Source organism: Luteimonas marina (assembly GCF_007859325.1).
Taxonomy (GTDB): domain Bacteria; phylum Pseudomonadota; class Gammaproteobacteria; order Xanthomonadales; family Xanthomonadaceae; genus Luteimonas; species Luteimonas marina.
This window is the reverse complement of record NZ_VOHK01000002.1, coordinates 209,650-223,906: the sequence shown is the minus strand read 5'-3', so window position 1 is coordinate 223,906 and position 14,257 is coordinate 209,650. Positions and strand designations below refer to the sequence as shown.

The 14,257-nt window shown below is 68.9% G+C and carries 13 protein-coding genes; 11 read left to right on the top strand and 2 right to left on the bottom strand.

The genetic code is table 11. The features are described 5' to 3' along the window. Positions 1-41 precede the first annotated feature (41 nt). The 9 genes from FQY83_RS05115 to FQY83_RS05075 all read left to right on the top strand — a co-directional run bounded on the left by FQY83_RS05115 (position 42) and on the right by FQY83_RS05075 (position 8,870). The gene (locus tag FQY83_RS05115; RefSeq protein WP_146385736.1) at positions 42-488 is read left to right on the top strand and encodes a GatB/YqeY domain-containing protein; all 447 of its coding nucleotides are present in this window, start codon (positions 42-44) and stop codon (positions 486-488) included. 203 nt (positions 489-691) lie between these two features. Further along, a complete protein-coding gene (locus FQY83_RS05110; RefSeq protein WP_146385734.1) occupies positions 692-1,201 on the top strand; it encodes a GNAT family N-acetyltransferase in 510 nt (169 codons plus the stop codon). 34 nt (positions 1,202-1,235) lie between these two features. Next, complete coding sequence (locus FQY83_RS05105; protein WP_146385732.1) at positions 1,236-2,165, top strand: YihY/virulence factor BrkB family protein; 930 nt, start codon at positions 1,236-1,238, stop codon at positions 2,163-2,165. A 155-nt stretch (positions 2,166-2,320) separates the two neighbouring features. Continuing rightward, on the top strand, positions 2,321-4,063 hold the full coding sequence (gene dnaG / locus FQY83_RS05100; RefSeq protein ID WP_146385730.1) for a DNA primase: 1,743 nt from the start codon (positions 2,321-2,323) through the stop codon (positions 4,061-4,063). Positions 4,064-4,253: 190 nt separating this feature from the next. Further along, positions 4,254-6,227: an alpha/beta hydrolase family protein gene (locus FQY83_RS05095; protein WP_146385728.1), complete on the top strand. Its 1,974-nt coding sequence runs from the start codon at positions 4,254-4,256 to the stop codon at positions 6,225-6,227. A gap of 280 nt (positions 6,228-6,507) precedes the next feature. After that, entirely contained in the window at positions 6,508-6,963 is a 456-nt protein-coding gene (locus FQY83_RS05090) for a hypothetical protein (protein WP_146385726.1), read from the top strand. Positions 6,964-7,022: 59 nt separating this feature from the next. After that, the gene (locus FQY83_RS05085) at positions 7,023-7,517 is read left to right on the top strand and encodes a pyrimidine dimer DNA glycosylase/endonuclease V (protein WP_337678299.1); all 495 of its coding nucleotides are present in this window, start codon (positions 7,023-7,025) and stop codon (positions 7,515-7,517) included. Between the two features lie 73 nt (positions 7,518-7,590). Next, on the top strand, positions 7,591-8,400 hold the full coding sequence (locus tag FQY83_RS05080; RefSeq protein WP_146385722.1) for a CPBP family intramembrane glutamic endopeptidase: 810 nt from the start codon (positions 7,591-7,593) through the stop codon (positions 8,398-8,400). A gap of 95 nt (positions 8,401-8,495) precedes the next feature. Beyond that, positions 8,496-8,870, top strand: a complete 375-nt coding sequence (locus FQY83_RS05075; protein ID WP_146385720.1) for a glyoxalase superfamily protein — start codon at positions 8,496-8,498, stop codon at positions 8,868-8,870. 38 nt (positions 8,871-8,908) lie between these two features. On the opposite strand, the gene FQY83_RS05070 is transcribed toward FQY83_RS05075, so the two are convergent. Together FQY83_RS05070 and FQY83_RS05065 are read right to left on the bottom strand one after the other, a co-directional pair. After that, the gene (locus FQY83_RS05070) at positions 8,909-9,790 is read right to left on the bottom strand and encodes a transglutaminase family protein (protein ID WP_146385718.1); all 882 of its coding nucleotides are present in this window, start codon (positions 9,788-9,790) and stop codon (positions 8,909-8,911) included. Between the two features lie 187 nt (positions 9,791-9,977). Further along, complete coding sequence (locus FQY83_RS05065) at positions 9,978-12,377, bottom strand: circularly permuted type 2 ATP-grasp protein (RefSeq protein WP_146385716.1); 2,400 nt, start codon at positions 12,375-12,377, stop codon at positions 9,978-9,980. A 229-nt stretch (positions 12,378-12,606) separates the two neighbouring features. On the opposite strand from FQY83_RS05065, the gene FQY83_RS05060 reads away from it, so the two are divergent. Both FQY83_RS05060 and FQY83_RS05055 read left to right on the top strand, forming a co-directional pair. Further along, entirely contained in the window at positions 12,607-13,851 is a 1,245-nt protein-coding gene (locus tag FQY83_RS05060; RefSeq protein ID WP_146385714.1) for a DNA/RNA non-specific endonuclease, read from the top strand. Continuing rightward, positions 13,848-14,240, top strand: coding sequence for a hypothetical protein (locus FQY83_RS05055; RefSeq protein WP_146385712.1), 393 nt, complete (start codon positions 13,848-13,850; stop codon positions 14,238-14,240). Before FQY83_RS05060 ends, FQY83_RS05055 begins: the two co-directional genes overlap by 4 nt. Positions 14,241-14,257 lie beyond the last annotated feature (17 nt).

The following is a 14,257-nucleotide window of genomic DNA, read 5'->3' as shown; positions in this document are numbered from 1 at the left end:
GCGCCGCCGGCTTTTTGTGTTTTGAGAGACGGAGAATCCGCATGTCCCTGAAGCAACGACTGACCGACGACATGAAGGCCGCGATGAAGGCCGGCGAGAAGGACCGCCTCGGCGTCATCCGCCTGGTCAACGCCGCGATCAAGCAGCGCGAAGTCGACGAGCGCATCGAGCTCGACGACGCCGCGGTGCTGGCCGTGCTGGAGAAGATGGTCAAGCAGCGCAAGGACTCGGTGAACCAGTACGAGGCCGCGAACCGCGAGGACCTGGCCGCGATCGAGCGCGCCGAGATCGCGGTGATCGAGGCCTACCTGCCGGCGAAGCTGGGCGAGGCGGAGATCCTCGCGGCGATCGACGCCGCCATCGCCGCGACCGGCGCCAGCGGCCCGGCGGACATGGGCAAGCTGATGGGCGTGCTCAAGCCGAAGCTGGCCGGGCAGGCCGACATGGGGCAGGTGTCGGCGCTGGTGAAGCGGAAGCTCGCGGGCTGAAGCCAGTCCGAAGCCCGCCCGTCATCCCAGCGAAAGCTGGGATCCATTTTGCTTCTTCATTGTCGATAGCCCCGGGAAAATCAACGGCAAAATGGATCCCGGCTTTCGACGGGATGACGGCAGCGGGATGCTTCGGCGCCCCGGGGAGAGACGTGCCGGCGGCACGCAAGCTACCCCGCCAGCCCCTTGAAGGAAGGAGCTTCATGCCGAACGATCCCGATGTCCGTCTCCGCCCCGCACGCCCTGACGACGTGCCGACAATCCTCGCGCTGATCCGCGGCCTCGCCGAGTACGAGAAGCTCGCGCACGAGGTCGAAGCCGACGAGGCACGGCTGGCCGACACGCTGTTCGGCGAACGACCCGGTGCCGAGGTGGTGATCGCCGAAGCCGACGGCGAGCCCGCCGGCTTCGCGCTGTTCTTCCACAACTATTCGACCTTCCTCGCCAGGCCCGGCCTCTACCTCGAGGACCTGTTCGTGCAGCCGCGCTTCCGCGGACTCGGCATCGGCCGGCGGCTGATGGTGCACCTGGCGCGGCTGGCGGTGGAACGCGGCTGCGGCCGCTTCGAGTGGTCGGTGCTGGACTGGAACGCGCCGGCGATCGGCTTCTACCGCAGCCTCGGCGCGGTCGGCATGGACGAATGGACCGTGCAGCGCGTGACCGGAGACGCCCTGCGGCGGCTCGCCGCGGGCGGCGCGCCCACGGCGCCTTGACCCGGCGCTGACGCGCGTCTGGCAGGCTGCCGCCATGACCCCGCAAGCCCCCGGCCCCGACTCGCCCCTGCGCAGCCGCCTCCGCGCCGCCACCGCCGCACCGAAGCGGCTCTACGCGCGCGCCCGGGACAGCCTGCCGCTCGCGGTCGGCAAGCGCTTCGTCGAGATCGACCTGCTCACCCACGCCGCCTCGCTGTCGTTCTTCGCGCTGCTGTCGCTGGCGCCGCTGCTGGTGCTGCTGCTGTGGCTGACCGCCTCGCTGTACCCGGCCGCGCAGCAGGCGCTGGGCGAGCAGGTGGGCGACCTCGCCGGCGCCGGCGCGCGCGAGGTCGCCGAGACCGTGCTGCACAACGCCCGGACCCGGCCGGACATCGGCACCCTCGCCGGGCTGTGGAGCACGCTGCTGCTGTTCATCGGCGCGACCGCGGTGTTCGCGCGGCTGCAGGCCACGCTCAACCTCGTCTTCCACACCGATGCGCACAGGCTCGGCGGCGCGGTGGCGTGGCTGCGCAAGCGCGTGTTCTCGTTCGGCGTGGTGTTCGCGCTGGGCTTCCTGCTGGTGGTCTCGGCGGCACTGACCACCGCGCTGGAAGTCGCCTTCGCCGGCTCGCCGACGCTGCCGGTGCTCGGCAACCTCGCCGCGCTCGGGATCTACACGCTCGCCTTCGCGCTGATGTACCACTACCTGCCCGACCGCCGCGTGCGCTGGCGGCAGGCGCTGCTGGGCGGGCTGATCACGGCGCTGCTGTTCGTGCTCGGGCGCTGGGCGATCGGGCTGTACATCGCGCGCGCGGCGCCGGGCAGCGCCTACGGCTCGATGGGCACGCTGGTGATCCTGCTGGTGTGGATGTACTACGCGGCGATGGTGTTCTTCGTCGGCGCGCTGATCACGGCGGTGATCGACGAGCGGGCGCGGGCGGCGGGATCGAAGCCGCTGGACGGGGATCCTGGCGTTTCGGGCTGAGTTCGCGTGGGGCGTGGCCCCCCACCCCAACCCTCCCCCGCACGCGGGGGAGGGGGCCAGAAGCAACTGCTTTTAGCTCCCTCCCCCGCGTGCGGGGGAGGGTTGGGGTGGGGGCAAGCACCCCGCCGCCGCGTGCCGGATGCGATCATTGCCCCGTGGCCCGCATCCCCGACGCATTCATTGACGATCTCCTGGCGCGCACCGACATCGTCGAGGTGATCCACGCGCGCGTGCCGCTCAAGCGGCAGGGCAAGGAGTATTCGGCGCGCTGCCCCTTCCACGACGAGCGCTCGCCCTCGTTCACGGTGTCGCCGACCAAGCAGTTCTACCACTGCTTCGGCTGCGGCGCGCACGGCACCGCGATCTCGTTCCTGATGAACTACGACCGGCTCGAATTCCTCGACGCGGTCGACGAACTGGCCAAGCGCGCCGGCATGGAAGTGCCGCGCGACACGCAGCAGCGCAACGCCAACCCGGACGTGCAGGACCTGTTCAACGCGCTGGAGGCGGCGGCGCGCTTCTTCCAGCGCCAGCTCGCGGCGAGCGACAAGGCGCGCGCCTACCTCGACGGGCGCGGCGTCGGCGAGGCGGTGCGCGCGCAGTTCGCGCTCGGCTACGCGCCCGACGGCTACTCCGCGCTGAAGGACGCGCTCGGCACCGACGAGCGCCGGATGAAGCTGCTCGACCGCGCCGGCCTGTTCTCGAAGAACGACCGCGGCCACGTCTACGACAAGTTCCGCGACCGCGCGATGTTCCCGATCCACGACCGCCGCGGCCGCGTGATCGCCTTCGGCGGGCGCGTGCTCGACAAGGACGCCAGCCCGAAATACCTCAACTCGCCCGAGACCGAACTGTTCCACAAGGGCCGCGAACTCTACGGCCTGTGGCAGGTGCGGCAGGCGAACTCGAAGATCGAGCGGCTGATCGTGGTCGAGGGCTACATGGACGTGATCGCGCTGTTCGACCACGGCGTGACCCAGGCCGTGGCCACGCTCGGCACCGCGACCACGCCCGACCACGCCGAACTGCTGTTCCGCAACGCGCCGGACGTGTACTTCTGCTTCGACGGCGACCGCGCCGGGCGCAGCGCGGCATGGAAGGCGGTGGAATCGGTGCTACCGCGCATGCGCGACGGACGCCAGGCGTTCTTCCTGTTCCTGCCCGAGGGCGAGGATCCGGACAGCATCGTCCGCCACGAGGGCGCGCCGGGCTTCGACACGCGGCTGCAGCACGCGGTGCCGCTGTCGCAGTTCTTCTTCGACACGCTGTCGGACGGGATCTCGCTGTCGACGCTCGACGGCAAGGCGCGGCTGGCCGAACGCGCGCGGCCGCTGCTGGCGCAGATTCCCGACGGCGCCTTCGGCGACCTGATGCAGCAGCGGCTGACCGAACTCACCGGCGTCGGCGCGCGCCAGTCCGCGCCCGATGCCTCCGCGCCGATCCGCCGCAGCGGCAGCCGGCCGCTGGCGCCACCCAAACGCAGCCTCGTGCGCAGCGCGATCTCGCTGCTGCTGCAGCAGCCGTCGCTGGCCCTGGACCTGGCGCCGCCCTACCGCTTCGTCGCCCTGCGCCAGCCCGGCATCGAACTGCTGACCGAACTGATCGCCCTGGTCAGCGTGCGCCCGGACATCACCACCGGCGCCCTGCTCGAACACTTCGAGGGCCGCGAGGAGGGCGCCGCGCTGCAGAAGCTCGCCAGCCAGTCCCTACCCGGCGACGAGCCCGCATGGCGCGAGGAATTCATCGACGCCATCGCCCAGCTCGACCGGCAGACGCTGCAGCAGCGGATCGACGAACTGCAGCAGAAGTGGAAACAGGGCGGCAGCCCCTCCGCCCTGACCGCGGAAGAACATGCCGAACTCCGGGAACTGCAGGGCATGGTCTCGCGCCGCCACTGACCCGGACGGAGCACATCGCAATTGTCTGCAGGTGCGGATCGACGGGGCGATGGCCCCCTCCGCCGTCACCCCCGCGCAGGCGGGGGCCCAGCGTCTTTCCCGCGTCCCGGGCACGGAACATGACTTGCGGCCTGATTCCCCGCCCCGGCCTTGGGCTAGGCTGTCCCGACCTACTCCCGGGAATCGACCCATGCGCCTGCCGCTGTCCGCCATCGCCCTCGCGCTGACCTGCACCCTCCCCGCCCTCGCGCAGACCAGCCCGGTCGAACGCATCCAGGCCGGCAACCGCGTCACCGAGCAGGTGCCGGAAATCCCGGCCGAACTGATCGAACGCCTCAACCGCTACCAGAACACGCGCGGCGCCGGCGTCAGCGGCTGGACGAAGGACGGCTGCCTGCTGATCTCCACGCGCTTCGCCGAGACCAGCCAGGCCCACCGCGTCTGCCAGCCGCTGGGCATGCGCGAACAGCTGACCTTCTATCCCGAACCCGTCGCTGGCGTGACCGCCTCGCCGCCGAACGCATGGCGGGAAGGCTTCGTGTTCGGCAAGGACAAGGGCGGCGACGAGTTCTCGCAGCTCTACTGGTTCGACGCGCAGACCCGCTCCACCACCCTGCTCACCGACGGCAAGCGCAGCCAGAACGGCGGCACCGTGCTCAACCACGACGGCAGCCTGATGGCCTGGAGCAGCACCTCGCGCAACGGCACCGACCGCGACATCTGGGTGCGCGACACGAAGACGGGCGAAGCGCGCGTGCTGCTGCAGGAGGGCGGCAACTGGACGCCGCTCGACTTCTCGCCGGACGGCAAGCGCCTGCTGGTGTCGAAGTACGTGTCGGTCAACGAGTCGTATCCGGGCGAGGTCGACGTCGCCAGCGGCGCGCTGAAGCGGTTCCCGGTCGACGGCGGCAAGGCCGCGTTCGGCGGCTTCCGCTACGCACCCGAAGGCCAGGGCGTGTACTACGTCTCCGACGAACCGATCGACGGCCGGCCCAGCGAGTTCCAGACCCTGCGCCACCACGACCCGCGCAAGGGCCGGCCGGTACAGCTGAGCACCGTGCCCTGGGACGTCGAGGGATTCGAGGTCTCCGACGACGGCCGCCACCTCGCCTACGTCACCAACGAGGACGGCATCTACCGGCTCACCGTGCTGGCCCTGCCCTCGCACCGCCCGATCCGGCTGCCGGAACTGCCGGTGGGCCTGGTCGGCGGACTTGAATTCTCGCCCGACGGCAAGCGCCTCGCGATCACCCTCAACACCGCCACCTCGCCCAGCGACGCCTACGTGATCGACCTCGGCAAGGCCTCGCTCGAACGCTGGACGCGCAGCGAAGTCGGCGGCCTCGACACCTCGACCTTCGCCTCGCCGACCCTGGTGCGCTACCCGACCTTCGACAGCGTCGACGGCCAGCCGCGCACCATCCCCGCGTTCTACTACAGGCCGGCCAAACCCGCGGCCGGCGGCAAGCACCCGGTCATCATCAGCATCCACGGCGGCCCCGAATCGCAGGCGCTGCCCGGCTTCAACGCCACCACCCAGTTCCTGCTCAACGAACTCGGTGTCGCGGTGCTGGTGCCGAACGTGCGCGGCTCGTCGGGCTACGGCAAGACCTACCTCACCCTCGACAACGCCGAGAAGCGCGAGGACTCGGTCAAGGACATCGGCGCCCTGCTCGACTGGATCGCGCAGCAGCCCGAACTCGACGCCACGCGCATCGGCGTCACTGGCGGCAGCTACGGCGGCTACATGACCCTGGCCTCGCTGATGCACTACGGCGACCGGATCAAGGCCGGCGTCGAGATCGTCGGCATCTCCGACTTCACCACCTTCCTCACCAACACCGAAAGCTACCGCCGCGACCTGCGCCGCGCCGAATACGGCGACGAACGCGACCCGGCAATGAAAGCCGTGTTCGACCGCATCTCGCCGCTGAAGAACGCCGCGAAGATCCGCACCCCGCTGTTCGTCGCCCAGGGCAAGAACGACCCGCGCGTGCCCTACACCGAGGCCGAGCAGATCGTGCAGGCCGTGCGCGGCAACGGCGAACCGGTGTGGTTCCTGATGTTCGACGACGAAGGCCACGGCTTCCGCAAGAAGGCCAACAGCGACTACTTCGGCGCAGCGTCGATCCTGTTCTGGCAGCAGCACCTGCTGGCGGAGTAAACGGCGGAACGCCTGCCCGGAGAGGAAAACGTCCGGAAGTTCCAGGCGCTTGCCAGCAACCTTCCTGGCCATCTTCTTCCGGGGTTGTCCGGCACGCATGCCGACCTGTTCCGATAGATCGGCGCGCGTGCCGGATAACACAGACGAATACAGGCAGCGACTCTCTGCATAAGGCACGCAAGCCTTCGATTCAATAAGGTAAAGCCCGATTGACGATATTTCCTGGCAAGCGCAAAGTCCGTGCTATGCCCGCTTTGGGGACCAAATGTAGTTGGGTGTCATGCCAAACCTCATCGCTCCTCTCGTCACAGCGCTACTTCTTGCGGTATCAAAGCCTGCGTTGGCATGTTCAATCTTTCCAGAAGATCCAGCCCGTATCTTTAAAGATAGCGATTCAGTTGTTCTGGCTGAGCCATTGGAAATATCACCTGGGGCAGAAGAAATCGAACGGCCTAAAGAAAACTACTCATATCAACAAACCGTGACTTGGCAGGTCATTAAGGTGTGGAAGGGGAATTTCACGATTGGCGAAACATTTGCAACCACCAGCTGGATTAGCACAAGCGATCCCTGCTCAGGCTGGAACGTAGTTCGTGATCACCAGCCCCAAATTTTGCGTTCAGTGGCAGACTCTTCTTTTCAGCTTTACTACGCCGCCCCGGTGGCTTGGGCATCCCCCCAACTAGATGCGCTCAAAGAAGATCATAACGGTCAGGCTCTTGACGATGACACCTAACAATTCGTTCAAGCCGACGCCGCTTCGTTACGCAAGCCACATGGCAGGTAAAGCTTGTCATGTGTTCGCTCCACTGCGCGGCGCGGCTTAACTCAGGCATTAGGCGCCACGTCATGCGTCTCTGGTCACTGCATCCCAGGTACCTGGACACGCAAGGTCTGGTCGCGTTGTGGCGTGAGGCCTTGTTGGCCAAAGCGGTGCTTCGCGGCGAGACGCGGGGGTACCTCCATCACCCACAACTGGAGCGATTCAAGGCCCATCCCCATCCGCGCTCGGCCATGAACTCGTACCTGGCGACAATCCACGGCGAGGCCCTGCAGCGCGGCTACAACTTCAACCGCTCCAAGGTCGGGCCGGTTCGGAAAATTCCCTCTATCCCTGTAACGTCGGGGCAACTTGCGTATGAGTGGCAACATCTGCAACGCAAGCTCGCGATGCGCAGTCCGGATGTTCTGTCGCATTGGGCTGGCGTGGCTGTTCCAGACTGTCATCCACTGTTTCGTCACAGGCCCGGCCTGATAGCATCGTGGGAGCGGGCATCGAGTGGCGCCTGACAATTCATTCAAGCCGACGCCGCTTCGTGGCGCGGCTTAACTCAGGCGCCGGACGTCAAGCCACGGAGACGCGATGAACGACCGAAGTCAGGCATGGGTCTTCATCGTCTCGGTGCTTGCGATCAGCTGGGGCTTCGAAGCCTTCATCATCCTCAATGGTGGCGTCAGGAACTTCGGCCCACTCTGGATCGTCGCCCTGATGTGCATTCCGGGCGTCCTTTCCATAGCGCTGAGGCTCATCTTGAAGTCGGGATTCGGAGATGTCGGCTTTCGAGTGGGGAAGGGGCGCTACTACATCTACGCCATCGCAGTTCCCCTGCTGCTGGCATTGTTCGTGGGGCTTGTATCCACAGCCTTCGATATCCGAAAGTTCTCGCCGATCTCCCCGGAACAACTCCTCCAGATCACTCCTGTCCTTCTATCCGTTCTCGGGCTCGGCCTCATTGGCGCGTTCGGGGAGGAGCTCGGGTGGCGCGGATTTCTGCTGCCTAAAATGATGAGCGGTGGCTTCAAGAGTCCCTACCTCGCCTGCGCGCTTGTCTGGGCGTCCTGGCATCTTCCGCTCATTGCCTTCGGGGATTTCTACCAGACGGACAACCCGTTGCTCATGGCGTTGGTCTACGGCCTCGGCATCATCGCCATGAGCTTCGTCTTCAGCGAACTCAGGGTGCGTTCCGGATCGGTCTGGATTGCTGCAGTCGCTCATGCCGCCCACAACTTCTTCTTCCAGTTCGCGTTTCCCGTATTGCTCCTGACGGTACCGGGTTCGCATTCCGACCTGTGGGATATCGTCGCCGGCGACACAGGCCTGTGTATCGCAGTGCTTTACCTTGCCACCTATCTCGTTTTTGGCCATGTTCTTCGGCGGCACAGGACTTGCTGAGACCGCGATGATGTCTGACAACTCATTCAAGCCGACGCCGTTTCCGGGCGCGGCTCGACCCGGGCGCCAAGCCCCGAAAACAGGTCACTGAAGCCATGAAAATCGAGTCCGTTTCACCCATCCTTTCAGTGAACGATCTTGCCGAGTCGATAGACTTCTATCGGGATGTGCTTGGATTCGACCTGGCCTGGTCATGGGGCACGCCGCCCGAGATTGCCGCCGTTTGCCGGGACAACGTCGAGATCACCCTGACGCAACGCACGGGCACCAAGCCCGCAGGCGCGGCGCAGGTCTATCTCGGCGTGTCCGGCGGCATCGATGACTACTACGCGGCCTTGGTCCGCGCGGGCGTCACCATGGTCGTTGCCATCGGCGATCGTCCCTATGGCATGCGTGATTTCCGCATGGCGGATCCGAGCGGCAACGAGCTGAGCATCGGGCAGGCCATTGCAGGCGAGCGCGAGGCCTGACGGTTCGTTCAAGCCGACGCCGCTTCGCGGTGCGGCTCCTACTCCAGCGGGATCACGTCGACCGCCTGGGTGGCGGTCTGCTCGCCGGTGGTCTTGAGCACGCCGGCGATCGGCGGGACATCGGCGTAGTCGCGGCCGTAGGCGATGGTGATGTGGTCGTCGCCTGCGGGGATGCCGTTGGTGGGATCAAATTCGCGCCAGCCCATCTGCACGCCGCACCAGGCGCGCACCCAGGCGTGGGTGGCGTCGGCGCCTTCCAGGCGCGGCTGGCCGGGCGGCGGGATGGTGCGCAGGAAGCCGCTGACGTAGCCGGCGGGAATGCCGAGGCCGCGCAGGCCGGCGATCATGATGTGGCTGAAGTCCTGGCAGACGCCGGCGCGCATGTCGAAGGCTTCGCCGACCTGGGTGTCGACCTCGGTGGCGTCGCTGTCGTAGCTGAAGTCGTTGCGCAGGCGGTGGCCGAGGTCGTGGACGACGGCGAGCACGCTGCCGGCGCCCTGCAGGCTGGCGCGGGCGTAGGCGGCGATGCGCGGCAGCGTCGGCGCGCGTTGGCTGGGCGGCAGGAAATGGCAGGGAGCGTCGGGCGCCAGTGAGCGCAGCGAGGCGAGTTCGGCGCGCAGTCCGTCGAGGTCGGGGGAGAGGTCGAGGTCGGGCTGGCTGCCGCGCTCGACGCGCACCTGCGCGCGCATCTCCACGTCGAGCGCCTCGTGCTGCGGACGCAGCGCGACCGAGAGCACGGGGTTGCCGAAGAAGTCCTCGAACGCACCGCGCTCGGACGGCGCGGGGTCGATCCGCAGCTTGAGGTCCTGCACCTGCTGCACGCCGGGCAGGTCGCGCGGCTGCACGCGCACGAGGTGGCGCGCGTCGCCGACCGGGCGCTGGTAGTCGTAGCTCAGGCGCAGGCGGATGTCGTAGCGCATGGGTGAGGGGTCTGGATCTGGCGTGTCCGGGAAAGAATGGCTGTCATTCCGAGCGCAGCGAGGAATCTGCTTCTGCTGTTGCGCCCGTCGACTGCGAGCAGATTCCTCGCTGCGCTCGGAATGACAATCCTTGTGACAATCCTTGATTGATCCGGCGCGCGAGCTGCAGGGGCGGGAGGCGGCGCGGTCAATGGAAGTAGGCCCGCGACAGCTGTTCGTAGAGGCCGGCGATGTCGCGCGCCAGGCCGGCCAGGCAGGCGGCGTCGAGCGTGCCGGCGTCGCGGGTCGAGAGTTCGGTGTGCAGCCGCATCGCCTGCCGGGCGAAGGCGGGCATGGTGCGCGGCAGGCCGGCGACGGGCAGTTGCGCGAACTCGTGCCTGAGCGCCTCGACCTGGAACATCACCGAACGCGGGTTGGCGCCGTCGAGCACGAGCAGGTCGAGCACGCTCAGCGGCCCGGCATTGACGCCGTAGCGGCCGCGGTGGGTCATCACGCTGTCGCCGATCTCCAGCAGCGCCTGATGCAGGCCGGCCGGGGTCTCGTCGTGGAACAGCAGGGCGAGCAGCTCGGCGACCTGGAGGGCGCGCTCGATGCGGCGGCCGATCTCGAGGAAGCGCCAGCCGGTGGAGCGGTACATGTTCTCGTGCAGCAGGCCGGAGAAGCCGGCGAGCTTGCGCAGCAGCACGGTGACCGCGCGGCTGGCGTCGTCGCCGGCGGCCACGCGCTCGGCGAAGCGGTTGGCGGTGGTCGACAGGTCGTGCAGCGCCATCCAGCCGTCGGGCGAGAAGCGGTCGCGGATGCGGCCGGCGCTCGTCGCGGCGCCGTCGAGGCTGCGCAGCAGGCCGGGGGGAATCGGTTCGGCGACGTCGATGCCCATGCGGCCGAGGTATTCGCCGAGGACGTCGAGCAGCGGCATCGGCTGGTCGCCGATCTCGGCCAGGCGCACGTGGTAGGCGCGCAGGACGCGCGCGATCGCCTCGCTGCGCTCGGTGTAGCGGCCGAGCCACAGCAGGTTCTCGGCGGCGCGGCTGGGCAGCGCGGCGGCCTCGCGGCGGTTGAGCTGGCTGCCGGGCAGCAGGGTGTCCCGCGCCACCGGATGATCACCGACCACCCACACGTCCGCCGCCTGGCCGCCGAGCTGCATCGCGATCGCGCGGGTGTCGGCCTGCGCGCCGATGCGGGCGAAGCCGCCGGGCATCACTTCCCAGCCGTCGGGCGTGCGCGCGACGAAGGCGCGCAGCACGAACGGGCGCGGCTCGAGGCGGCCGTCGACGTGGATCGGCGTGGTCGACAGCCGCACCGCTTCCTGCGCCACCCACTGCGCGCCGTCGCTGCGCAGCTTGTGCAGTAGCGCGCGGCGGTCGTCGGGATCGAGCTGCGCGCCGGGCAGGGTCGCCTGCGGGTCCTCGTAGGGCAGGCGCGTGGAGAACGCCGGCCCGATCAGCATGCGCTCGGCCTGGGCGATCACCTCGTCGCGCTCGGCGGGCTGGCCGCACCACCAGGTGGCGATGCCGGGCAACTGCAGCGGCCCGCCGGTCAGCGCTTCGCAGATGCGCGGCAGGAAGGCCTGCATCGCGCGCGTCTCGACCACGCCCGAACCCAGCGCATTGACCATCGACAGCGCACCCGCGCGCAGCGCCTCGACCGCGCCCGGCGTGCCGATCCACGAATCCGCGCGCAGCTCCAGCGGATCGGCGAACGCGGCGTCGAGGCGACGCCACAGCACGCCCACCGGCTGCAGCCCCGACACCGTGCGCACGTGCATCCGGCCGTCGCGCACGGTGAGGTCCTCGCCCTCCAGCAGCAGGAAGCCGAGGTAGCGCGCGAGCCAGGCGTGTTCGTAGTAGGTCTCGTTGTTGGGCCCGGGCGTGAGCACGCCGATCGCGTCCATGCGGCCGTCGGCCAGCTCCAGCAGCGCGTCGCGGAAGCGGCGGAAGAAGCCGGCCAGGCGCTGCAGGTGCACGCCCTCGGGCAGGTCGGGGAACGCGCGTACGGTGGCGACGCGGTTCTCCAGCGCGAAGCCCGCGCCCGAGGGCGCCTGGGTGCGGTCGCCGAGCACCCACCAGCGCCCGTCCGGTCCGCGGCCCAGTTCGAATGCGCAGAAATGCAGGTAGTGGCCGCCGCGCGGGCGGATGCCGACCAGCGGCCGCAGGAACTCGGGATTGGCGGCGACCAGCTCCGGCGGCAGCAGGCCGTCGGCGACCAGCTGCTGCGGCCCGTGCAGGTCGGCGACGACGCGCTCCAGCAGCTCGGCGCGCTGCACCAGGCCGGCCCCGATCTGGCGCCACTCCTCCGCGTCGATCAGCACCGGCAGCGGCGACAGCGGCCACTCGCGCTCGGGTGGGCCGCCCGTGCCGTCGTAGGCGCGGTAGTACACGCCGGCATCGCGCATGTACTGGTGCGCGCGGGCGAAGCGCGCGGCCAGTTCGGTCGCACTCAGTCCGTCGAGCATGCGCACGAAGCGGCGCCAGACCGGACGCAGGCCACCGTCGGCGTCCAGCATCTCGTCGACGCCGCCCCACAGCGTGCGGTAGCGCGAATGCAGTCCGTCGCCGGCGGCGCTCGACAGGGGCGGGGCGGTGGACATCGCGCGTCAGCTCATCCCGGGGAGGTCGACCGCGGGCGTCGCGGCTCCGGCGCGGCCGGAGCGCGAACCGGACGCGGTTCGGCTGCAGAGTATAGGCGCCGGGGCGGGAGCGCCGTCCGCGGCCCAGATTGCGCCGGCCCCCGGGTTTTCCCCAATGTCGCGGCCGCCGGGCCGCGGGTACCCTGCGCCTCCGAGGGTGCCGCCTGGCACCGAAACGCCCGGCCTGTGCATGTCGTACGAGACGTTCCGGTTCCCCCCGCCGCTGCCGCCGCCGGTCTCCGACTGGATCGGCGCCCTCGCCTCGCGCCTGACGGACAGCCAGGCCCCGGGCTTCGACGAGGCGCTGCTGGCCGCCGATCCGGCCGAGGTCGACTTCGCGCTCGATCCGGCCTCGGTGCGCATCAGCGACGAAAACGAAGGCCAGTGGAACACCACCTACTCGGCCTCCGGCGAGCTGCAGGTCTCGGCCCCGGGCACGGGCGCGCAGACCGTGCCGGTGCGCTACGACGTGACGATCCGCAACGAGAACGCCACGCCGCAGCAGCTGCGCAGCGTGAACCCCTTCGATCCGTCGACGATCCCCGATCGCACCCGCATCGAGGTTTACGGCCGCGACTACGCCCGCACGCCGCTCGAAGCCAGCTTCCGCGCGCTCGCCGACGCCAACGACCTCGCCTCGATCGAGGACCTGCGGCTGTCGCTGGAGATGACCGCCGACGGCGAACTGCGCGTGATGACCGGCTCGAACCGGCTGTTCGACGCGCCGCGCGACGGCGGCCCGGCTTCACTGCCATCGGCACGCGAGGACTTCACCCGCCATACCACGATGCTCGAAGACCCGCGCGGCGTCGACCGCGCCAGCTACAGTCGCATGCTGCTCGACGGCACCGTGCCGGACGACACCGTGCGCATCGCCGAGGACGTCGAGGGCAACGCGGTCACCGGCACGGTGACCGAGGCCGGCAGCGGCGAGACCAACGCAGTGGTGTGGACGCTCGACGACGCCGGCCGCCCGCTCTCGGCCGACGCAGTCCTGACCTGGGAACCGAGCAGCCAGGGCCGCGACTCCGACCGCATCGAGGGCAACGCGCAGAGCAGGTTCCGCGTCGACAACGACATGAAGGGCAGCGGCGACGACGTCGGCCACCTGATCGCCTACCGCTTCGTCAACGGCCACGGCCCGGTCAACATGTTCCCGCAGGAAAGCAACTTCAACCAGCGCGTCTACGCCGGCATGGAGCAGGAGTGGAGCGACTGGCTGGCCGAGGGCATGGAGGTGCGCATCGAGATCGCGCTGGCGCCCGCGGACGTGCAGCGGCCCGACCAGGTGCGCGTGGACTACGAGGTGATCGACCCGGCCACGGGCCAGGCGGTCTATGATCCGCAGCTCATCGTCTTCGACAACCAGGCCGGCCAGGTGTTCGACCGCATCGCACGCAAGGACATGGACGACATGATCGGGACCGCGTCTTGAACGCGGCCGACAAGGACGCCCTGGTCCGCGGCATCGGCGAACTGCTGCTGCGCGACATCGCCACCGCCGGGCACGACCTCGACGGCTACGCGCTGATCGCCAGCTACGACGACGACGGCACGCGCCGGATCAGCGGCTTCGGCTATCGCGACGGCGAACCGCCGCGGGCGGCGACGCCGCAGACCGAGGTCGACGCGATCGGCGCGCGTCTGGACGAACTGCGCGAGGCGACGCGGGTGGACGGCAGGGAGCCGTGGACGGTGTGCGTGATCCAGCTGCTGCGCGCCGGCGGCAGGCTGCACGCGGAGTTCGTCTACGAGGATGCGGAACGCTGGGCGATCACGCCCGAGACGTTGGCCGAAGTCGCCGAGCGCGCGCGACCGGCCTGAACGATTTCCCCGGAGCG